This is a genomic window from Bacillus sp. FSL R5-0512 (assembly GCF_038593295.1).
Lineage (GTDB): Bacteria > Bacillota > Bacilli > Bacillales > Bacillaceae > Bacillus > Bacillus safensis.
The window spans coordinates 1650054-1671350 of the sequence record NZ_CP151982.1 but is presented as its reverse complement, the minus strand read 5'-3'; the positions used below and the strand labels follow the sequence as shown (position 1 = coordinate 1671350).

The 21297-nt window shown below is 40.9% G+C and carries 24 protein-coding genes and 1 pseudogene; 7 read left to right on the top strand and 18 right to left on the bottom strand.

Annotated features, from left to right (window positions below; genetic code table 11):
• Positions 1–48 precede the first annotated feature (48 nt).
• Positions 49–348: pseudogene (locus NSQ25_RS08455) on the top strand (tyrosine-type recombinase/integrase); the annotation flags it as partial.
• Positions 349–467: 119 nt separating this feature from the next.
• Here the strand turns inward: NSQ25_RS08455 and glnA are convergent.
• From glnA to spoVK, 5 genes are all read right to left on the bottom strand, one after another.
• Positions 468–1802, bottom strand: a complete 1335-nt coding sequence (gene glnA, locus NSQ25_RS08450) for a type I glutamate--ammonia ligase (RefSeq protein WP_024427046.1) — start codon at positions 1800–1802, stop codon at positions 468–470.
• Between the two features lie 60 nt (positions 1803–1862).
• The gene (locus tag NSQ25_RS08445; RefSeq protein WP_034281940.1) at positions 1863–2273 is read right to left on the bottom strand and encodes a MerR family transcriptional regulator; all 411 of its coding nucleotides are present in this window, start codon (positions 2271–2273) and stop codon (positions 1863–1865) included.
• Between the two features lie 91 nt (positions 2274–2364).
• Positions 2365–3645 carry an aminotransferase class I/II-fold pyridoxal phosphate-dependent enzyme gene (locus NSQ25_RS08440; protein WP_144496655.1) on the bottom strand — a complete coding sequence of 427 codons (1281 nt, stop codon included), beginning with the start codon at positions 3643–3645 and terminating at the stop codon, positions 2365–2367.
• Positions 3646–3651: 6 nt separating this feature from the next.
• Complete coding sequence (gene hflX, locus NSQ25_RS08435) at positions 3652–4923, bottom strand: GTPase HflX (protein WP_070325857.1); 1272 nt, start codon at positions 4921–4923, stop codon at positions 3652–3654.
• Between the two features lie 121 nt (positions 4924–5044).
• Positions 5045–6004, bottom strand: coding sequence for a stage V sporulation protein K (gene spoVK, locus NSQ25_RS08430; protein ID WP_024424083.1), 960 nt, complete (start codon positions 6002–6004; stop codon positions 5045–5047).
• Between the two features lie 320 nt (positions 6005–6324).
• Between spoVK and NSQ25_RS08425 the strand changes: the two genes are divergently transcribed.
• The gene (locus NSQ25_RS08425) at positions 6325–7083 is read left to right on the top strand and encodes an N-acetylmuramoyl-L-alanine amidase (RefSeq protein WP_024427042.1); all 759 of its coding nucleotides are present in this window, start codon (positions 6325–6327) and stop codon (positions 7081–7083) included.
• Between the two features lie 67 nt (positions 7084–7150).
• On the opposite strand, the gene NSQ25_RS08420 is transcribed toward NSQ25_RS08425, so the two are convergent.
• The 9 genes from NSQ25_RS08420 to NSQ25_RS08380 form a co-directional block, all read right to left on the bottom strand.
• On the bottom strand, positions 7151–7768 hold the full coding sequence (locus NSQ25_RS08420) for a hypothetical protein (RefSeq protein WP_024424084.1): 618 nt from the start codon (positions 7766–7768) through the stop codon (positions 7151–7153).
• Positions 7769–7852: 84 nt separating this feature from the next.
• Positions 7853–8833, bottom strand: coding sequence for a class 1b ribonucleoside-diphosphate reductase subunit beta (gene nrdF, locus NSQ25_RS08415; RefSeq protein WP_024424085.1), 981 nt, complete (start codon positions 8831–8833; stop codon positions 7853–7855).
• A gap of 17 nt (positions 8834–8850) precedes the next feature.
• Positions 8851–10953: a class 1b ribonucleoside-diphosphate reductase subunit alpha gene (gene nrdE, locus NSQ25_RS08410; protein ID WP_024424086.1), complete on the bottom strand. Its 2103-nt coding sequence runs from the start codon at positions 10951–10953 to the stop codon at positions 8851–8853.
• Positions 10913–11305 (bottom strand): class Ib ribonucleoside-diphosphate reductase assembly flavoprotein NrdI, encoded by a 393-nt coding sequence (gene nrdI, locus NSQ25_RS08405; RefSeq protein WP_008360380.1) that lies wholly within the window; start codon positions 11303–11305, stop codon positions 10913–10915. Before nrdI ends, nrdE begins: the two co-directional genes overlap by 41 nt.
• Before the next feature lie 265 nt (positions 11306–11570).
• Positions 11571–11783, bottom strand: a complete 213-nt coding sequence (locus NSQ25_RS08400; RefSeq protein ID WP_003212415.1) for a hypothetical protein — start codon at positions 11781–11783, stop codon at positions 11571–11573.
• Positions 11784–11862: 79 nt separating this feature from the next.
• The gene (locus NSQ25_RS08395; RefSeq protein WP_070325856.1) at positions 11863–12183 is read right to left on the bottom strand and encodes a YmzC family protein; all 321 of its coding nucleotides are present in this window, start codon (positions 12181–12183) and stop codon (positions 11863–11865) included.
• 162 nt (positions 12184–12345) lie between these two features.
• Positions 12346–12567, bottom strand: a complete 222-nt coding sequence (gene hfq / locus NSQ25_RS08390; RefSeq protein ID WP_024424088.1) for an RNA chaperone Hfq — start codon at positions 12565–12567, stop codon at positions 12346–12348.
• 25 nt (positions 12568–12592) lie between these two features.
• A complete protein-coding gene (miaA, locus tag NSQ25_RS08385; RefSeq protein ID WP_034281931.1) occupies positions 12593–13549 on the bottom strand; it encodes a tRNA (adenosine(37)-N6)-dimethylallyltransferase MiaA in 957 nt (318 codons plus the stop codon).
• 70 nt (positions 13550–13619) lie between these two features.
• On the bottom strand, positions 13620–14021 hold the full coding sequence (locus tag NSQ25_RS08380) for a YmaF family protein (RefSeq protein WP_034281930.1): 402 nt from the start codon (positions 14019–14021) through the stop codon (positions 13620–13622).
• A 104-nt stretch (positions 14022–14125) separates the two neighbouring features.
• Between NSQ25_RS08380 and NSQ25_RS08375 the strand changes: the two genes are divergently transcribed.
• The 4 genes from NSQ25_RS08375 to NSQ25_RS08360 all read left to right on the top strand — a co-directional run bounded on the left by NSQ25_RS08375 (position 14126) and on the right by NSQ25_RS08360 (position 15748).
• Positions 14126–14389 carry a hypothetical protein gene (locus NSQ25_RS08375; protein WP_025093279.1) on the top strand — a complete coding sequence of 88 codons (264 nt, stop codon included), beginning with the start codon at positions 14126–14128 and terminating at the stop codon, positions 14387–14389.
• A gap of 112 nt (positions 14390–14501) precedes the next feature.
• The gene (locus tag NSQ25_RS08370) at positions 14502–15044 is read left to right on the top strand and encodes a TetR/AcrR family transcriptional regulator (protein ID WP_101677168.1); all 543 of its coding nucleotides are present in this window, start codon (positions 14502–14504) and stop codon (positions 15042–15044) included.
• A 2-nt stretch (positions 15045–15046) separates the two neighbouring features.
• A complete protein-coding gene (locus tag NSQ25_RS08365) occupies positions 15047–15364 on the top strand; it encodes a multidrug efflux SMR transporter (RefSeq protein ID WP_326136416.1) in 318 nt (105 codons plus the stop codon).
• Positions 15365–15379: 15 nt separating this feature from the next.
• Complete coding sequence (locus NSQ25_RS08360; RefSeq protein WP_034281925.1) at positions 15380–15748, top strand: multidrug efflux SMR transporter; 369 nt, start codon at positions 15380–15382, stop codon at positions 15746–15748.
• Positions 15749–15795: 47 nt separating this feature from the next.
• On the opposite strand, the gene NSQ25_RS08355 is transcribed toward NSQ25_RS08360, so the two are convergent.
• Both NSQ25_RS08355 and NSQ25_RS08350 read right to left on the bottom strand, forming a co-directional pair.
• A complete protein-coding gene (locus NSQ25_RS08355) occupies positions 15796–16245 on the bottom strand; it encodes an OsmC family protein (protein ID WP_034281924.1) in 450 nt (149 codons plus the stop codon).
• A gap of 76 nt (positions 16246–16321) precedes the next feature.
• Entirely contained in the window at positions 16322–17056 is a 735-nt protein-coding gene (locus NSQ25_RS08350; RefSeq protein ID WP_024427035.1) for a poly-gamma-glutamate hydrolase family protein, read from the bottom strand.
• Positions 17057–17640: 584 nt separating this feature from the next.
• Here NSQ25_RS08350 and NSQ25_RS08345 point away from each other — a divergent pair.
• The gene (locus NSQ25_RS08345) at positions 17641–18966 is read left to right on the top strand and encodes a S8 family peptidase (RefSeq protein WP_070325853.1); all 1326 of its coding nucleotides are present in this window, start codon (positions 17641–17643) and stop codon (positions 18964–18966) included.
• Between the two features lie 89 nt (positions 18967–19055).
• On the opposite strand, the gene NSQ25_RS08340 is transcribed toward NSQ25_RS08345, so the two are convergent.
• Together NSQ25_RS08340 and NSQ25_RS08335 are read right to left on the bottom strand one after the other, a co-directional pair.
• Positions 19056–20204: a Rap family tetratricopeptide repeat protein gene (locus NSQ25_RS08340; RefSeq protein WP_065214381.1), complete on the bottom strand. Its 1149-nt coding sequence runs from the start codon at positions 20202–20204 to the stop codon at positions 19056–19058.
• Positions 20205–20366: 162 nt separating this feature from the next.
• Positions 20367–21116, bottom strand: coding sequence for a poly-gamma-glutamate hydrolase family protein (locus NSQ25_RS08335; protein ID WP_065214380.1), 750 nt, complete (start codon positions 21114–21116; stop codon positions 20367–20369).
• Positions 21117–21297: the final 181 nt, after the last annotated feature.

Below are 21297 nucleotides of genomic sequence, written 5' to 3'. Positions count from 1 at the left end.
GGTTATAATGAATTTGCGCTGAAGAGCACTAAGGAACCTTACTAATTGCATGACTTGAATTTAGTATTCTCACGGAAAGATGGTTCTCCACTTACGAAATCATCTTTATTCAATGCATTTGAACGTATACTTAAACAAGCAGGCCTACCCAAAATGCCTATCCATGAACTTCGCCACACCCACACCGTTTTACTTTTAGAATCTGGGGCATCTATGAAATATGTTCAAGAGCGACTGGGCCACAAAAGCATTAGAGTAACATCTGATATTTATTCTCATATCAGCAAAAAAATCGACCTAGATTCACTGAATAAATATGAAGAGTATATCTCCAAGATAATGGAGTGATTTTTTTATCATTTTTTTGTGGGTGAATTGTGGGTGGCGGCTTCTTCATTTTGAAATATTAGAAACACCCACAAAAATAAAAACCCCCTGAAGCCAATGGCTCCAAGGGGTTTTTATTATTAATACTGAGACATATACTGATCGCGTTCCCATGGGTGTACTTGGGTGCGGAACATATCCCATTCGATTTCTTTTGATTCGATGAAGTGCTCGAATAAGTGATCGCCTAGTGCGTTGATCATGACTTCGTTTGATTTTAGCAGCTCGAGTGCTTCTGCAAGTGTTGCAGGAAGGTCAGAGATGCCGTTTTCAAGGCGCTCTTCTTTGTCCATGACATAGATGTTTCTGTCGATTGGTGCTGGTGCTTCTAGTTTGTTTTTGATTCCGTCTAGACCTGCTGCAAGTAATACGCTTAGTGCAAGGTATGGGTTTGCAGATGGGTCTACGCTGCGCACTTCTACGCGTGTGCTGATGCCGCGTGATGCCGGGATACGGATCAATGGGCTGCGGTTTTGTGCACTCCATGCCACATAGCAAGGTGCTTCATAGCCAGGTACAAGACGCTTGTAAGAGTTAACGGTTGGGTTTGTGACCGCTGTAAAGCTTGTTGCGTGCTTGACGATACCTGCGATAAAGTGTCTAGCGGTCTCGCTTAATTGTAAATCTGCTTTTTCATCAAAGAATGCGTTTTTACCATTTTTGAATAATGATAGGTTACAGTGCATTCCAGATCCGTTTACACCGAACAATGGTTTTGGCATGAATGTCGCATGAAGACCATGCTTTCTCGCAATGGTTTTAACTACAAGTTTAAACGTTTGAATGTCGTCACAAGAACGGATTGCGCCTGCATATTTGAAATCAATTTCGTGCTGCCCTGGTGCTACTTCGTGGTGAGATGCTTCAATTTCAAAGCCCATTTCTTCAAGCTCTAGCACGATATCACGACGGCAGTTTTCGCCTAGATCTGTTGGTGCAAGGTCAAAGTATCCGCCTTTATCATTTAGTTCAAGCGTTGGCTCGCCTTTTTCATCTAATTTAAATAAGAAGAATTCTGGCTCAGGTCCAAGGTTGAAATCACTAAATCCCAGTTCTTCCATTTCCTTCAAGATACGCTTTAAGTTGTTACGCGGGTCTCCATCAAATGGTGTCCCGTCTGGCTTATAAATGTCACAAATAAAGCGTGCAACTTTACCTTTTTCTGCTGTCCAAGGGAAAATAACAAATGTGTTTAGATCTGGGTATAGATACATATCTGATTCTTCGATACGTACAAATCCTTCAATAGATGAACCGTCAAACATACATTTGTTATCGAGAGCTTTTTCTAACTGGCTCACAGGAATCTCAACATTTTTAATCGTTCCGAGAATGTCTGTAAACTGCAGACGGATGTACTTTACGTTTTCCTCATTTACTAATTTTACGATATCTTCTCTTGTGTACTTTGCCATTTCGTAAAACTCCTCCCCTACAAAAGGTAAAATGTGTATAGCAATGCTTTTGCTAATTGGTTAACGGAAGAACCTTGACATATCCCCCTGCCTAAAGGTCGTTCCTTGTTGGAAACGTCCAGCCTGAATGAGTTCCTTCTTCAGTAGCTTCCTGAGTTCATCATCTGTCAAGTTGTGCTTCGCTGTGGTTTTTTCCTCCGTCTTTGTAACAGACGATGGATTTTCTGCCTCAGCTTTGGCAAAAAGCTTTTTGATTCCTGCCATGTTTACACCTTGTTCGATGAGGTTTTTAATTTCTAGTAATTTATCAACATCATGAAAAGAAAATAATCGGCGGTTTCCATCACTTCTTGCTGGAAATACTAAACCATTTTCCTCATAATAGCGAATTTGTCTTGCAGATAATTCTGTTAACTGCATGACAATCCCAATTGGGAATAAAGGCATTGAGCGGCGAATGTTATCACTCATCTCAACTGTCTCCTCCTCTTTGCTTAAATTTATTATATGTCATGTTATATTATGTGTCAACAAGATGTTAGGAATATTAACATGGATTTTTTTATTGAGCAGGTACTTCAATAAAACCTTGTTCCAATAAGGCATCGACAGCACTGCAAATCGCATTTTTCACATGGGCATACGTGAGTCCGCCTTGAACGTAGGCAGTATAAGGCGGTCTGATCGGACCATCGGCTGATAATTCGATACTGGCCCCTTGTACAAAGGTGCCCGCTGCCATAATGACATCGTCTTCGTAGCCTGGCATATAGCTTGCATGTGGTGTGACGTGACTATTAATCGGAGATGCATACTGGATCGCCTGACAGAACGCAATCATTTTTTTAGGATCCCCAAATTCAACTGATTGAATCAAATCCGTTCTTTTCGCATTCCACGCTGGGTTTGTTTGGAATCCGAGCTTCTCAAGAAAACGAGCCGTAAATACTGCGCCTTTTAAGCTTTGAGCCACAACATGCGGCGCCAAGAAAAAGCCTTGATACATTTCCTGGAGCGCATACAGCGATGCACCCGCTTCACTGCCGATGCCTGGAGATGTCATTCGATAAGAGCAAGCTTCTACCCATTTTTCTTTTCCAACGATGTAGCCGCCTGTTTTGGCAAGACCTCCGCCTGGGTTTTTAATGAGTGAACCGGCCATGAGGTCAGCTCCGACATGACACGGCTCTTGTAATTCAGTAAATTCACCATAACAGTTATCTACAAACACAATGATTTCTTCATTTATCTCTTTCACAAATGAAATCATTCGCTCAATTTCTTCTATAGTAAAGGATGGTCTTGACGCATAGCCTTTCGAACGCTGAATGCCGATGACTTTTGTTTTAGAGGAAATCGACTCTTTTACTTTCTCATAATCGACGGATCCATCTTGTCGTAAATCAATGGCTTTGTAGTCAATCTGGAAGTCTTTTAATGAGCCTGTCCCTTCTTTCCCGCGAATCCCGACAATTTCTTCTAGCGTATCGTATGGTTTTCCCGTCATATAGATCAATTCATCGCCAGGTCTCAGCACACCAAATAAGGCAATGGAAATTGCGTGTGTACCGGAAATAATTTGCGGACGCACAAGCCCGCTTTCTCCGCCGAAGACATCCGCATAAATCTTTTCTAATGTGTCTCTCCCCATATCATCGTAGCCATATCCAGTCGTCGGATTAAAGTGAGAGTCACTGACTTTGTGCTTTCGATAGCTTTCAAGCACCCGCCACTCATTTTGTTCACTCTTTTGATCAATTTGCTGATGCACGTGTAAAATCTCTTGTTCTGTTTCTGCTGCTGCTTTTTCTAAAATACTGCCGTGTTTTAATGTGTGAAACATCTTGATTTAATTCCTTTCCAACATATACTTCTTGATTTGACCTAAAATGGTCTGATCCTCACCACTATATCCGGTGATGTCATATATCTCTGCTTCTTTTTGAAATTCTAGTGATTCCACAAGCGTTTCTGATTTTAATGCGGAAATGAGCTTGCCTTCATGCGCTGGAATCTTTACATGATATGGCTTTAAAAAGTCTTTTTTCAGCTCGGCCATAATATCCGCTTTTAACCTTTTTACATCTTCTTTGCGCTTAGCACTGATTAAGATGTGGCGATGCTTTGAAGATGGGATGAAATCTGGTCGGATTTGATCTTCCTTGTTATAAACAGTCAGCATCGGAATACGGTCCGCTTCTAATTCTTCTAAAAGCTCATGAACCGTTCGTTCGTGCCCTTCATAATCCTCATTAGAAGAGTCGATGACATGAAGCAAATAATCGGCTTCCTTCACTTCTTCAAGGGTGGAACGAAATGCGGCAATCAGTGTGGTCGGAAGGTCTTGGATAAAGCCAACTGTATCTGAAATCAGCACACTGTAGCCAGATTCTAATGTCATCTTACGTGTCATTGGATCAAGTGTCGCAAACAGCAGGTCCTCTTCATGACTATCCGCTTCTGTTAATTGGTTAAACAAAGTTGATTTTCCGGCATTCGTATACCCGACAATGGCAATTTGGAACACACCATTTTTCTTTCGGCGCTCCCGGTATCTTGTTCGGTGTTCTTTGACTGCAGATAACTGCCCGTTAATTTCATGAATGCGGTTTCGAATATGGCGTCTGTCTGTTTCAAGTTTTGTTTCACCTGGACCTCTTGCGCCAATTCCGCCCCCTTGTCTTGAGAGGCTGATCCCTTGTCCACTTAGTCTCGGCAAGGCATACTGAAGCTGGGCAAGCTCTATTTGCAGCTTCCCCTCTCTTGTACGGGCTCTTTTTGCAAAGATATCTAAAATCAATTGCGTACGATCAATAATTTTCACATCTAAAGCAGTCGCCAAAGCTTTTAGCTGGCTTGGAGAAAGCTCGTCATTAAAAATAACGACATCACATTCGAGTTCCTCGCAAAGCACTTCAAGTTCTTCTACTTTCCCTTTACCGATATACGTTGCACTGTCTTGTCTATTTCTCTTCTGCGTCATCACGCTGACAGCTTCACCGCCAGCCGTTTTGGTTAAGGAAGCTAATTCTTCCATTGAGTATTGGAAGCGTTCATCCGTTACATGCGGCAATTGGCAGCCGACAAGGATCGCTTTTTCAGTCATTTCATGTTCATTCAACGTTAGTTGTTTCCTTTCTGTACTTAAGTTTTCAGTAGTACCATCATACCAAACACATCACACGTATACCACTATTCGGATGGTTTATTTTAGTGACTCTTTATAAAAAGGATACGCCATTTCAAGAAGGCGTATCCTCTTTCATTTGAAGATCGTGACTTTTAATGGTCAGCAGATCTTTTTTATCATAATGATCCACAAGAAGCAGTCTCATCGCCTGGGTTCGTATGGCTTTTTCAATGGTGTTTCGCACAAACCGGCCGTTGCTGAATTTTGCCGGGCTTGTGGTACTTTTAATGTGCATTAAATAATCCCGCAGCTTCCATTCGGCTTCTTGTGTAAATACATATTCTCTGTCTGCCATCATTCGTTTTGCAATATCCATGAGCTGATCGACTGTATAATCAGGAAAGCTGATGTTGATTGGAAATCTTGATTGCAGGCCGGGATTTAAAGAAAGAAAATGATCCATTTCCTTGGAGTAGCCTGCAAGAATGAGAATGAATTCGTGCTGTTTGTCCTCCATATGTTTTACAAGGGTATCAATCGCCTCTTTTCCAAAATCCTTTTCTCCTCCGCGTGCAAGAGAATAGGCTTCGTCAATGAACAAAATACCACCTAATGATTTTTTAATTAAATCCCTTGTTTTTTGCGCTGTATGACCAATGTACTCTCCAACAAGATCACCGCGTTCTGCTTCAATTAAATGACCTTTTGAGAGCACATTCATTTCAAAGAAAAGCTTCCCGACAAGTCTTGCAACTGTGGTTTTCCCTGTGCCAGGATTTCCTTTGAACATCATATGAAGCGCTTGTTTTCCTACCTTTAACCCTTGTTCCTGCCGTTTTTGATTAACAAAAATCCAAGCATAAATCTCTTTTATGTTTCGTTTCATTTCATCCATACCGACAAGGCTGTTCATTTCACGCTCTATTTCCCGTAAGATGCTGTGTTTTGCCTCATTTTTCTGCAAGGCTTCCAGGTATTCTGCCTCTGAGTCTGCATCAACCAATACTTGCTTTTGTCCGTTAAGTATAATATTGATTTGGCCGTTGTTTTTATATGTGACAGCTCGCTCCAACGTATTCACCTCTCGCTCTTCTCTCTTTATTCTATTCGGGTGGAGCTGTAATCGTGACAATCGCCCGCTTAAGCCCAAGTTTGCTGTCAAAATGACCCGAGATACCGAATATTGTAGGGATTTCTGCGGTTTCCCAGGAAATGATGTGCTATTTCCATTGTATTCACCCCGTTTGGGCGGACAAACCAACAATTTGCTTTTTCTTAGAAAAATGTAGCTTTTTGATCACAAATGATGCAGAAAAGAGTCTCAATGATTTCCGCATTTTGTACAGGCAATTCTTCTATTTTCTCATAAAATAAAGACGAGGTGATGAATAGATGGTGAAAATTTTTATTGATCCTGGCCACGGAGGAACAGATTCTGGAGCTAGTGCTAATGGACTTTTGGAGAAAAATATAACACTTCAAATCGCGCTTTTATTGAGAGACATTTTGATTAGTGAATATGATGGGGTTTCTGTCCGCTTAAGTCGTTCAACTGACCAATCCGTCACTTTGTCCCAGCGTACGAATGCGGCAAACAGCTGGGGGGCAGACTATTTCGTGTCTATTCATATTAATGCTGGCGGGGGCACAGGGTTTGAAAGCTATGTGTATCCTGGCGTTTCAGCACCGACCACCACGTATCGCAATGCCCTTCATGATGAAATTGTCCGCTCGGTTGATTTTGCGAACCGCGGCAAGAAAACTGCGAACTTCCACGTTCTTCGAGAAACTTCTATGCCCGCTATTTTAACAGAGAATGGTTTTATTGATACGGCAGCTGATGCTAATAAGCTCCGCAACGCAACCTTCCTTCAAGGCATCGCTCGCGCTCATGCGACTGGTCTAGAAGAAGCCTTTCAATTGAAAAAAAAAGCAAGTAATCTTTATAAAGTGCAGGCAGGAGCTTTCAAAGTGAAAGCCAATGCAGATGAATTAGCAGCCACACTTAAATCCAAAGGCTTTGACGCGTTTGTTGTATTAGACGGCGGCATGTTCCGAGTACAGGCCGGCGCTTTCCGTACAAAACAAAATGCAGATGACCTCGTCGCAAGATTGAAGCAGGCCGGTCACGACGCATTCGTTTTCCAATAAGCTGTAGCTGTTGTAACAAAACAAACCGGCTCAAGTCTTCTGCTGAGCCGGTTTGTTGTGTATTCATTTACGCTAGGATGTTGACAACAAATTGAGACCATGTTTCAAGACGGTCGAAGTATTCAGGCTTTTTCAAATCGGCTGCTTTCATCCATTTTCCTGAGATTTGATCTGTTTCTTTTACTTCCACATGAGCACCCGGAGATAGCTCAAGCGCTGATAACAGTCCGATGTGCACACGGCCGACACTGTTGTCATCGTCATTGATTAATCCAAGGGTTTTCATTTCAAGTTTGTCTTCTTCTTGAATAGAAAGTTCTTCGTCCAGCTCACGATCTGTATTTTCTTTTAGAATCTCAGCAAAGTTTTTTCCTTCGATGAAATTCATATGCCCCCCAAAGCCAAGAGATAACTTATGATGTAAGCGAGTCTCTCCCCCGCCTTGAAGTCTTTCGTATACATACACTTCGTCCTCACGCTTAATCACAACATAAGGAATCGGCTGCTTGAAGTCAGGATTTTCTTCTGCATCGCCTCTTCGCATTTGCTCGAAGTGCTCTTCGATTTCTTTCATTATTGTGCTGATTGTTTTCTCTTCACTGTTCACACCATTAAACGCAAGTGTTTCGTTTTGGAACACGCGTGCGCGTGGTGCAACTAAAATGATTTCGTCCATTTTTCCCATGTTCGGTAACCTCCAGTATGTAACACATTGTTAGAAATGGCAAAAAGCCAAAACGAGTGATGCGTTTTGACTTTTACGCTTTCCTTATGATTCATCTCCAAAGAAGAAGTCGTCATCTTTTAACGGCTCAACTGTTGCTTTTTTGTAGCCGTTCCCTTTCATTGAGAAGAAGTCATGCGACTTTGTTTTTGTATTGAGTCCATTCAATACAATAGGGTTGATCTCTTCTTCTTCAAAGTAAGGGGCAAATCCAAGGTTCATTAACGCTTTATTGGCATTGTAACGAATAAACTTTTTCACATCATGCGATAAATTAACTTGGTCATAAATATCTTCAGTGTAATGAAGTTCATTTTCATAAAGCTCGTTTAAAAGGTCAATAGAGAAATCATACAGCTCTTTTTGCACGTCAGGTGTTTGTTTGTTGTAAATTTCTTGTGCTAATAATCCAACATACACACCATGAATCGCTTCATCACGCAAAATTAAGTTGATGATTTCACCACTTTGCATGAGCTTTCCTTGTCCATAGAAATAAAGCGGGTAGTAAAAACCACTATAAAATAGGAAGCTTTCTAAATAAACAGAAGCAACCATTGCTTTAAAGAGAGAAATAGGATCGTCCTTTTGAATCGAACGGTATAAACTGACAATCATATCTGCTTTCTTTTGCAGGAATTTATTCTTCTTGACCCATTCAAACACTTCACTGATCGTTTCAGTTGGTGCAAGTGTCATGAAGATATTGGAGTATGATTTCGCATGCACCGCATTTTCCATCATTGCCATAAAGTTGAGTACAGCTTTACGCTGATGGCCGTCCACATGTTCAGCAACAATCGGCATCCCTGTATTTCCTTGTTCTGTATCAAGTAAAGTCAGTCCAGCAAGTACCTTCATGTACGTATCTCGCTCTTTTTCACCTAAATATTTCCATGTTAAGAGATCTCCATTTAAGGAAATCTCTTCTGGAAGCCAGAACTGCTTCACATTTTGGTTGTAAAACATTTGTGTAAAATCGTCTTCGTGTTTTGACCAGTTGGCTGCATCATAAATTTTTGTCACGTTAAACTCTCCTTTAATCAAACAACACAAGAAAGACAGCCTTCCTGCCCTGTATCCTTCGTTCTTGCATAATAAAGTGTCTTAATGCCTTTATGGTGTGCATAAAGATCGATGCGGTTTAAATCACGCGTTGTCATCGTATCTTTTAAGAATAGTGTAAAGCTGATTCCTTGATCGACGTGCTGCTGAATCGTTGCGATCATATCGACCACTTTAAACATGTCCATATCGTACGCTTCTTTATAGAAGAACCAGTTTTGTGCTGAAAGACCTGGCATTGGGTAATAGGTTTTGCTGTTGCCGTATGTTCTTTCTTCGATACGTTCCATAATTGGCATCACAGAGGCTGTTGCCGATTGAACATAAGAAATGGAACCTGTTGGTGCAATACATAAACGATAGCTGTGATACATGCCATGTTCCGCTACAAATTCTTTGAGTGCTGCCCAGTCTTCTTTTGTTGGAATGTGCATGCCTTCAAATAGCGCTGCTGCTTTTTCTGTTTTTGGTGTGAAATCATTCTCCACGTATTTATTGAAGTACTCACCAGTTGCATAGCCAGAGCCTTCATAACGATGGAATGTTTCTCCTTTTTCTTTCGCAAGCTCACTTGAGCGTTTAATTGAATAATAGTTCACCATCATAAAGAATGTATTTGCGAAATCTCTTGCTTCTTCACTTTCATAGGCAATTTGGTTTTGAGCTAAATACCCGTGAAGGTTCATCGCACCGAGTCCGATTGACTTCATCGCTTTGTTCGCTTTTCGAACAGCTGGTGCATTGCGAATGTCTGTTGTTTCAGACACAAGCGTTAGTGAGTCTGTTGCAAGCTTAACCGTTTTTTCAATCGATTTGTTTTTCATGACATTCATGATATTTAATGAACCAAGGTTACAAGAAATATCAAGACCGATTTCATCTTCTTGATCATAGTCCGTGTAAGAAGAAACCTCTGAAGCCTGAAGCACTTCTGAGCAAAGGTTTGAGAATTTCACTCGTGAAATATGGTTCAAGGCATGCTCTCTGTTTACATTATCTTGGAACATGATATATGGATAGCCTGATTCTGAGCGTAGAACAGCCAACTTTTCAAGAAGCTTTCTCGGATTGACTTTTTCTTTTTTGACTTTCGGGTTTTCTACAAGCTCGTCATACATTTCTTCCATGTCCATCTCATCAAGATGCTGTCCATATTCTTTATAGACTGTATGCGGATAGAAGGTATAAGCTGTTTTATCTTCTCTAGCAAGCTCGATAAATTTATCCGGGATGACGACTCCGATGGACAGAGTTTTCACGCGAACATCTTCATCGGCAGAGATTTTTTTCGTATCTAAGAAATCATTGATATCTCTGTGGAAAATATTCAAGTAGGCACTGCCTGATCCTTGTCTTTGCCCCATTTGATCTGCATATCTGAATGCATTATCAAGAAGCTTCATCACGCCGACGACACCTTTTGTCGCGTTTTCGACATCTTTGATTGCTTCGCCTTTTGCACGAAGTTTTGACAGGTTCAAACTGACGCCGCCGCCTAGTTTTGACAGCTGCATGGAAATATCAATCGCTCTTGAAATATCGTTTAGTGAGTCATTTACTTCAAGCAAGAAGCAGCTCACAAGTTCACCGCGTCTTTTACGTCCAGCGTTCAAGAAGGTTGGTGTACTTGGCTGGTACTCTTGATTGATCATCAGTTCTACAAACTCAAGTGCTTTTTCTTTATCCCCACCTGCAAAGAAAAGTGCTACAACTGAAATGCGGTCTTCATAGCGTTCAAGGATTTTCTTTTTATCATTTGTTTTCAGTGCATAGTCATTGTAAAACTTAAACGCACTCATAAATGATGGGAATCTAAATTTTTTGGCATATGCAGCTTCAAAGACTTCTTTAATATCTGCCATGCTGTATTGTCTTAAAAATTCTTCCTCATAGTAGTCGTTTTCTATTAAGTAATCAATCTTCTCTTCTAGATTGTGAAAAAAGACCGTGTTTTGATTAATGTAATCTACGAAATAACTATGTACAGCTTCTTTGTCCTTATCGAACTGAAACTTTCCTTCTTTTTGAATCATAATCTCGTTATTTAATTGTATCCACTTTGGAACCTGATTTTGTGACAATTCTTTCTACCTCCTGTGTAAACAATTCAACATCCCTTTTTGTTCCGCTTAGTTCAAAGGTGTGCAAAATAGGAACTTGATATTGTTTAGAAATCGTATCGGCGCTTTTTGCAAAATTATCTCCCCACACTTTGTTGCCACTCACCGCAACACCTAGTAAAAGGTGAGCATTTTTCTCTAAAAAGGACTGAGTGGTACTAGGGACTTGTCCAAATCCTGTCGTAAAGGTGACGAGAATAAACGGCGTATCCAAAAACTCTTCTCCAGTCAATTTTCGTTTGTCTGTAAAAGGGGTCTTGTCCAAAAAGCGTTGAACATTTCCTGTTTTTGAATCAAATACGATTTGAATCAATTCCATCACGACCTAGTTTTTAGTATTGTTGATCATTTCGCTATTCACTATATATAGTATACTATGTTTTTTCAAAACACAACATATAGATGTTCGAAACGAAAAAAATCAACCAACCCGGCCGAACCTTCATAGCCGAACTCGTACGTTCAAATAAATAGAGCAGAACAGGATCTAAAAATAGACTGCTCTACTCCCTATTCAACTGAAACCGAAATCTATCATAACACGAAAAAAAATCGCTTAGTAGACTAGACTTTTTGTTTTATTTTTTGTAGGCATCGCACTGTAAATCTTCTGACACTTCTGTAATTTCCACTTCAACACCTAATTCTTTTAGCACCGCTTCAAGCGCAGAGACGATTGAAGCTTCTCTCACTAATTCTTTCCCATTTACAGAAACACTCGTTCCATATTCGAAACAGGAATCGTCTTCACAAGTTTGTTCCCAATGATTAATTTTAATTTTATGTGTCATGAACTCATCCTTTTCTGTCTAGATGTCTGATGCATGATTATAGTGTAGCGGCTTCACATTCATTTGTAAATTTACGTGCTTACTCTTCTTCATCAAGGTCATCATCATATTCTTCGTCGTCCCATTCATCTATGTATTTCGTTGTAACGAGAGTCAGCTCTCCTTCTTTTTCATCAAACCGGTACACATGTACTTGATCATCTTTCACAACAGCAAAATGATTATTTTTTAGTGCAAATGATGATGGTAAAACTCCATCTGCATTTTCATGAGAATGGTTATTCCAACTTTCTTGTCTCGTTTCAATGTTTGAGATAGCGCACGATCCAAACAAGACAACAATTCCAATCAAAAGGAGGATCACTCTAATCCTTCTTAATTCAAGCTCTGCATTTTCCATATGAATCCCCTCACCCTTCTAATATCCAATAAGGAATTATACGGAAAATTGGCAGAAAAGTTTCATTGCATACAAAATAGCCCCTCTGCACTGACAAAAAACGTAGCGGGTTCCGGCCGGTTTATTCGCAGAGGCATGGGGCTATTTTTAATACAACATATCCTATTCTAATTCTAGATTTACATTCTTTTGAGGTGCAAATGTAGAAATGGCGTGTTTATAAATAAGCTGCTGCTTCCCTTCTGTTTCAAGCAGCACCGTGAAATTGTCAAACCCCTTCACTTGACCGCGAAGCTGAAAGCCATTCAGCAAGAATACTGTGACAAATGTATTGTCTTTGCGGATCTGATTCAAAAACTGCTCCTGAATATTAATCGGTTTCATGTTTCGTCCTCCTTGATTCTGATAACTACAGTTTCGCTTTAAGTCCAAGCTTTCCTGCTATATATGCGAAAATTTCCTCTTTTTTGTCTGAAAAGTGGCAAGGCGGTGTCATATCAAACCAAGTGACCGCCATTTTATTACGGAACCACGTGAACTGACGCTTCGCATATCTACGGGAATTTTGCTTTAATTGCTGGATGGCTTCATCAAGTGAGCAGTCACCTTGAAAATAGGCATACAGCTCTTTATAACCAATGGCTTGAACAGACTGACAATCCTTCAAGCCAGATTGATAAAGTGCTCTCACTTCTTCAATTAAGCCCTCATCTATCATCATATCAATTCTTTGATGAATGCGCTCGTACAAAACCTCTCGATCCATTTTCAGCCCAATGAAGGCTGTATCATAAAGAGGAACTTCTTGATGCCCGTTTTGCATCTCAGACATTTTCTGACCTGTTGTATGAATCACTTCCAGCGCCCGGATCACGCGGCGGACGTTATTTGGATGAATAGCGTTTGCCGCATCAGGATCTACTGCCTTTAGCTTTTCGTGCAGCAAAAGCGCGCCGTGCTGCTGTTCAAAGAGCGTCATTTCTTCTCTAAAAGCAGGATCACTTTTCTCATCCGTAAATGTGTAATCATATAAAACAGATTGGATATAGAGGCCTGTTCCGCCGACAATCATTGGCGTTTTCCCTCTAGCGGCAATCTCTTTGATCTTCGAACGAACCAGCTGCTGAAATTCAGCTGTCGAAAAAGATTCGTCCGGCTGTTTAATATCAATTAAATGGTGCGGGATGCCATTCATTTCTTCGGGGGTGATTTTAGCTGTTCCGATATCCATCCCTTTATAAATCTGCATCGAATCCCCGCTGATAATCTCTCCATTAAATGCTTTGGCTATATCAATGCTCAATTTGGTTTTGCCGACAGCTGTCGGCCCTACTAACACGATTACTGGCTGCTTCGCTTTATTCATAACATCACTCACTTTTACAAAACTGCCTACAGTATAGCATAACTTTTCTTACTCTCCTATATCCTGCCCATCACCAGCCAAGCGGTTCATTTCCAACCACTTCATATGTTTTTCCTTTTAAACGATGCTTATGGGTTGGCCGCTTCTCATCTGGACTATAGACGACACCTCCATATGGGATGGGTACAGAATCGAGATAGGCTGAATAGGTGACTTCCTCGATCTCGTGATAATGTGTTCCATCCACTCTTGGAATTGCAGGCCCTGTGACCCCGTAGTACCTGTGGAAATGTCCTCTTTCAAAGGAGGTGATTCCGCGATAAAAATGAGTATGCCGGTCGGTATTGCTTCCATTCACAGGCTGAGAAATACCTTCTATTAAATGATAATGCCCCTCTGTTACATCCGTACGTGCTTTATATGCATGAGCATGCGGCGGACACTTTGCCCAATCAGATGGATACAGGCCCATTTCCAACATTCCTCCTTATATTAGGCGTTCACCCAAACATATGTAGGCAACTGGAATACACTGGTGTCAGTTACAGTGATTTTATGAGAAAGGAGCCTTTCATTATGAATTATTTTGACGCACCTCCGTTTATTCAAGAAGACATGAGAAGACCTTTTGGATTTGGGTTTGGCCGACCTGGTTTTGGATTTGGGAGACCCGGTTTTGGATTTGGCCGCCCAGGCTTTGGCTTTGGAAGACCTGGATTCTTTGGACCTCCATTTTTAGGTGGTTTTGCTGGCGGTCTGCTTGCTGGATCTTTGCTTGCTCCAGGATTTGGATATCCTTATCCGCCATTCCCGCCATATGGACCATACCCTTGGTATTAAATATGACGTCTAAGTGAAAACATCCGTTCATAAAATGAATCGATTGACACACTCTTTTTTCATGGGTTAACATTTACTTTACCGACTGTTCAGTAAAGTAGGTGTTTTTTTTATGTCTAAAACCAAAAAAGAGCAAATTTTTGACGCGGCTGCCAGCACAATTCTAAAAGAAGGAGTCAGCCAGCTCACCCTTCAGCAGGTGGCAGAGCATGCAAATATGACCAAAGCTGGTCTGCTTTATCATTTTTCAAGCAAGGAAGAGCTCATCCAAAAAATGAATGAGCATGCGATTCTTTGTTTTCGTCAGCAGCTCGAGACGTATCAAGAAACATACAAACACGAAAAAGCGCCTTATGTACGCGCATATATATTGGCCACATTACATGATTTAGATATGCAGCATACGACCCAGCTATGTACAAGTATGCTGGCTACGATGTCATTTGATGATGCGCTGCTGCAACCTTGGCGTGATTTTTATGCGGAGTTCAAAGAAAAAGCATCTGAGGAAATAAGCGATCCTGCACTGAGTCAGCTGATCCGCCTTGCATGTGATGGGATATGGTTTTCAGAAATGTTTCAGCTTGAACCGCTGAAAAGAGAGGAAAAAACCCTTTTACTTCATCGGATTTTACACCTATTAGAGGAGGGATGATCATGATCCTCGGATATCTTTTTTTGGCTGTTGCCATTTTTTCAGAAGCCATTGGCGCCGTGATGTTAAAATTATCAAATGGCTTTACGCGCTGGAAGCCTAGCGCTGCCGTTGTGGCTGGCTATACACTTGCTTTTTATATGCTGTCATTGACGCTCAATATCATTCCGCTAAGCACGTCTTACGCAACATGGTCTGGGGTTGGTACGGTCCTCACGGCTATTTTTGGCGTGCTCTTTTTCAAAGAAACCTTGAACCAAAAAGCAGTCATTGGCATGGCGATGCTTGTCTCAGGGGTCGTACTATTGAATATGTCATAAAGGATGTGAGAGATCATGAAAGGAATGCTCTACTTAACAGGAGCCATTTTAACGGAGGTTTTTGGCAGTACAATGCTGAAGCTTTCACAAGGCTTTACGCAGCTGCTGCCGAGTATTGGGGTACTGATCGGATTTGGCTGCGCCTTTACTTTCCTCAGTTTGGCACTAAAAACCATTGAGCTTTCGTCTGCCTATGCAACCTGGTCTGGCGTTGGAACAGCCCTTACCGCTCTTGTAGGACTTGTGCTGTTTAACGAAACCATCAGCACGAAAGGCTTCATCGGCCTTGCACTTGTCATCTGCGGCGTGATTGTCTTAAATCAGTCCAAGAAGCAACAGAACGAAACCAAAGCACAACTCGATCAAACCGAATGGACGTCATAAAAAAAGTCATTTTCTCCATATTTCAAGAGAAAATGACTTTTTTGTTTTTAACGGCCGACTTGAATGGTTTCTTCTAAAGAAATGTTCACATTCCCCTGAACAGCTCTTGAGATCATACATGAGCTTTCGGCTTTATGCGCAAGCTTACGAGCAAGCTCAATTTCATGTGCAGAAGCGGACTCTTTAAGGGTGATGACAGGTCGATGAATGATTTCCTCATAAGTAAACACACCATTTGTCACATCTACGACGGCTTCAGAGCTCATCGATAGATCCTCTTTCTCTAATTGACTCCGCTCCATCATGGCTGCAAGTGTAATGATATAACACGTAGCCGCTGCACCTAAGAGCATCTCATCTGGATTGGTTCCAACACCAGGACCGTCCATTTCCTTTGGAATCGAAATCTTTGTTTTTAATTGTTCACATGCGATTGTACCCACATCGTTACGCAGACCAGGCCAGCTTGCCTGAAGATGAAAATGATGACGCGCCATATCCGTCTCTCCTTTTGTTATCACTGTTCATAGTGTAACAAGAATTCCCCTGCTTGTCTTAGCAGGTGCACAGCCATTATGTATATTCTTCATCCAGCACTGTCCGAATCGCCCTGACATAACGATAGAATGTCTCGTTTTTTGTACTTGACCGCCTCCGAAAATCGAAACTGTCAAATAAAGCTTCACGCTGACTTCTACTAATCTCAAGCTGCACACTCTGCCCTGTTTTTGTAAGATTATTAATATTATGATTGCTTGTCCCGCTCAGGGTTGCGTGTGCGACAGCTAGTTCAGCAGAAAATCCGTTCCGCTCTAATGAGTTGACAATTTTCTCTGCACGGTCGTAATCTGTTCCGCCGACGAGAGTATGGTCAATTCCTTCCTCGCCTTTGTATCCATGCACTGCTAAAATGTAATCATGTGCTTTTGCCTGCGCGACGCCGATTGGCTCATCAAAGTTTGTACTTGTAATATGAAGTTCTGATGCATTCTCTCTTAGACCTTCAAATAAATACGTCGAAAAATCGTTGTCAAAAAAATGGACGATCTCGCTCACGCCGCCTTCGATCCTCCCGCCATGAGGTGACATCACAAGAAGGCGGCTGCCGGGCACTGGGTTGGCTGTAATGTTATAGCTGCTCGTTGATTCGTTTTCTTCAAGTTCTTTAAAATTTCGATAAATATCATTTGAACCGCTTTCGTCTTCCCCACCTGATGACACTGGCTCATCATGTTCCTGTGCTTGCATGGTATAATAAACGCCCCATCCGATCGCAAGCAGGAGAAGCAAAGCAAAAAACTTCTTCATTCCCGTTCTCCTTTAACAGATTTCTAAGCCGTTTCTATGATTTATATTGAATCATCATTTCTTATCATTTTTTCCACATTTTCTCTTCACGTTTGATCATAACACTCTAGATCATGAGATTCCTCAAAAATAAGATAATTGCATTTATATACACAGAAACGCCTCTCCTCTTTGAAAACAGAGTTAGAATAGTATGACAAATAAATGACGTTATGTTTAATATGACCTAGTCCTATCCAGTCTGTTTTCTTTAATTCGGCTTTTTTTGATAAGGATTTGATGTTTTCCATCTGTCACGCATCACATTTATATGAGCATTGACCCTGTCCACAGCCCTCCTTTTTCTGCAAAATCCTTTGTTTCACTGGTTCTCTCAGAAGAACTCTCCCACCTATCATCGGCAGATTCTATATGATTTCCACCTTTTTCTATTATTTTACAAAATGTAAGCGCTTTTCTTTTTTAAAAAACATAAGCAAGCCGCCAATATAAAGAAAAGGAGGGACAAGAATCCGAACCAAGCAGTTCTCATTCTCATAACGTAAGAGTGTACGAGAATGGATAGCTGGAATGGAGGGCATCACATGTTTGGATTTTCTATGGTGCAAATGGTCAGAACACATGCTAGTAAACTAGATCAGCCTTTAAGAGAGACCGTTCTTCACCTTTATAAACCTTTTAAATGGACGCCATGCTTTCTTCATCGTTTTTTCGAAGGCAGGCTGAAGAAGAAAAAGAAGCTTCGTGTGATCATTGAGTTTAAGGAAGGTGCAGCCGAGGCAGGGATTCAAAGCACAAAGCAGCTCATGAAAAAAAGCAGAAAAACAAATATAAAACAACATTTCTCACATATCAATTGCTGCGCTGCTGATCTAACGCCTGCTGCTTTAGAGGAGCTATTAGCAAATGGGGAGCATATTCGTAAAATTTATTTAGACCGGAAAGTTCATGCGCTGCTGGATGTAGCCACACAAGCAAGTCATGCTGAAGAAGTCATCCGAAACGGGACAACTTTAACCGGAGAAGGCATTACGGTCGCTGTCATTGACACAGGAATTTATCCGCATGAAGATTTAGATGGAAGAATTCGAGATTTTGTGGATTTCGTCAAACAAAAAACAAAGCCTTATGATGATAATGGCCACGGTACTCACTGCGCGGGAGATGTCGCGGGAGATGGAGCCGCTTCAGATGGCTTATACAAAGGACCTGCCCCAAAAGCAAATCTGATTGGCGTGAAAGTGTTAAATAAACAAGGCGCTGGATCACTTTCTACTATTATAGAAGGTGTTGAATGGTGCATACAGTTCAACGAAGACCACCCTGATGATCCGATTCATATTATCAGTATGTCGCTAGGCGGTGCTGCGCAGCGTTATGATGACGAACAGGACGATCCAATGGTGCGTGCTGTCAATGCGGCTTGGGATCAAGGCATTGTTGTATGCGTCGCTGCAGGAAACTCTGGTCCTAACAGTCAGACAATTGCAAGCCCTGCTGTCAGCCAAAAAGTCATTACGGTCGGAGCCTACGATGACAGGAATACACCAGAATCAACTGACGATGTCGTGGCACCGTTTTCAAGCAGAGGGCCAACTGTTTATGGGGAAGCAAAGCCTGATATCCTCGCACCAGGCGTAAACATCGTTTCTCTCAGATCACCAAGATCCTTTCTGGATAAACTCGATAAATCAAGCAGAGTCGATGAGGATTATACAACGTTATCTGGCACATCGATGGCAACACCGATTTGTGCTGGTATTTGCGCTCTACTATTAGAGCATTCACCGGATTTAACGCCAGATGAAGTCAAAACCCTGTTAAAAGAAAATACTGGCAAGTGGTCTGGGGATGACCCGATGATTTATGGAGCAGGTGCAATTGACGCAGAAAAAGCAATCAAAGAATAAAGAAAAAAGCCCTTTACGTTTTGCGTAAAGGGTGTTGTTTGTCTCATTTTTAAGTGTGAAGTCTTTCATCTACTTGAGCAGCTGACATGTTATGCTTCGTTCTCATACATCTCATCTCCTTTTTGAATGTGCGTACGCGCTTCGATCACAATCTCAAAAAAAGTGGAGGATTCCTTGTACATGTCGCGTTCCTTATAATAATTAGCCGCATCAAGCGCTAATTCCTCTAAATCAGCAAACATTTTTTTATTTCTCAGACCAAAAAGGGCCGACCTCAATTGCTCACAGCCGTCTTTCTCTATATAGAGCGCCTGCAAAAATTGGAATTTCAACTGATAAATTTCATCTTCCAATACACAAGCCTCTTTCATTCCTGTAGATATAGCCTCGCCCGCCCGCTGAATATCTCCGAGTTTAAAACAAGTAAGGGCAAGTGAAAACAATGATTTGATCATCGTGGATGCTTGATCTTTCTGATAAAGTGAGATGGCTTGTTCAAAAAAGACAGTCGCTGTATGGTACGTTCCCATACTATAATGGCAAGTGCCTAAGTTATTAAGAGCCATTGCTTTAAAGTAAGATGTGCATTCTTTTTGTTCCATCGCTTCACAGACCTTTAACGCTTTTTCTAAATAAGGAAGCGCTTTTTGATACTGATTAACATCAATCCAATTACCTGCCATGACAAAATCACATTGAACGCTTCTTTTTCCATAAAGCTGATGTTTCTTGTAGATGTCTCTTGCCTTTTTAGCGTAGTGCATGGAGAAATAGGTTTGTTTCATATGATAGTATACTTCTGCGATTTTATAGTAAAATTCTGCTTTTTCAATCTCATCTGTCACTAAAATCAGTTGATGTTCAGCATGCTTGTAATATGAAATGGCCTCGATATAGCGGCGCTGGATAAACGCATACATTCCATGAAAAAAATGAAAATAATAGCCGAGTAAGCCTGTCATCTCATCTTCTGCATCGTCAATTTCTTTAGGAAAGGACACTGCTTGAAGCGTTTCACTCCCTGCATGGACTGGCGCTAAGTGCTGAAGCATCATTTGATGGCGAAAATCCATTAGAGAATAGTATAGGAGTAAATCTTGATCCTCTTCCATATCATGAATTTCTTCTTCAACAAGGCGCTTCATGCCGTTTGCCTGTTCAACTTCAAATTTGCAAATATGCGTGTACCATTGATTGATCTTTACACCTACTTCGGAAGATGGTATTTTGTGTGCCATCCACTTCAGCCCCATTCTATCATATCAAACTGATAACTATTATTTTACATAATTTATGTTTTTAAGGCAAATTGTAAGTTATTACATATTTTATGTTCAAATTGCATATTCCTATCTTTTTTACCAAGTTTAAATAGAGTACTTTTGCCCATCAAAATTGTTTTACGAAGAAGGGTCGAATTCTCTGAGCACTTCTTTTAACGCATTAATATAGCGTCTGAATGCTTTTTTCTTTCCCTTTCTCGTATCAAAATTGTCAAAAAAAGCTTCTCTTTGCGCTGTACTAATTTCGAGCTGCACGCTTTCACCACTCGCATTTCGATTATTTATATTTTTAGGGTCTGTACCAGAAAGCCGTTCGCCTTTTTGTACCATTTCTGCGGAAAATCCCCGATCTTTTAGTTCTCGTACAACTGCTCTTTGCATTTTTTCATTTGTACCGCCAACGAGCGTGTGTCTTTTATCACTTTTATAGCCGTGGATGGAAACTGAAAAAGGATACGTTTTAATCATTTGAACCAAAATGGGTTCATCAAAATTGGTACTCGTGATATGCAGGTCCCGGTTATTGTCTTGCTTTGTACCTTCGAACAAATACGTAGAGTAGCTTTCTTGAAAGGCTTCTACAATTTCACTTGTTCCTGGTTCAATGTCACCTCCATGAGGAGAAAATACGAGTAAATCACTTCCGCCCTTTTCGTGAAATTCTATCTCATAACCGTCTCTTTCATATCGCATGAGCTGTTTAAAGTTTTCATATTGATCGCCTTGTTTTCGCTCTTTTTGATACTTTTCTACCTCTTGATGATGCTGCTTTTGCTCTTTTTTTTCTTGAACAGAATGGCTGCATTTCACCATTAAAAGAGTACACAGAATAAGAAAGATGAATCCACATATTAGTAACCTTTTCATTTCACCGCTCCTTTTTTCTCTTAGGTGTCATCTTACCGCAATATTTTACTATCAATGGCTTAGAAAATTCAAAGGTTGTCCGGCTCATTTGAATGAATCAGGAGAAGTTACCTGTTTTTAATGTTATCTAGGTATTTCAGAGGTCTTTAAATTTTTGTTGTGAACGTAAAAAATAAATCGT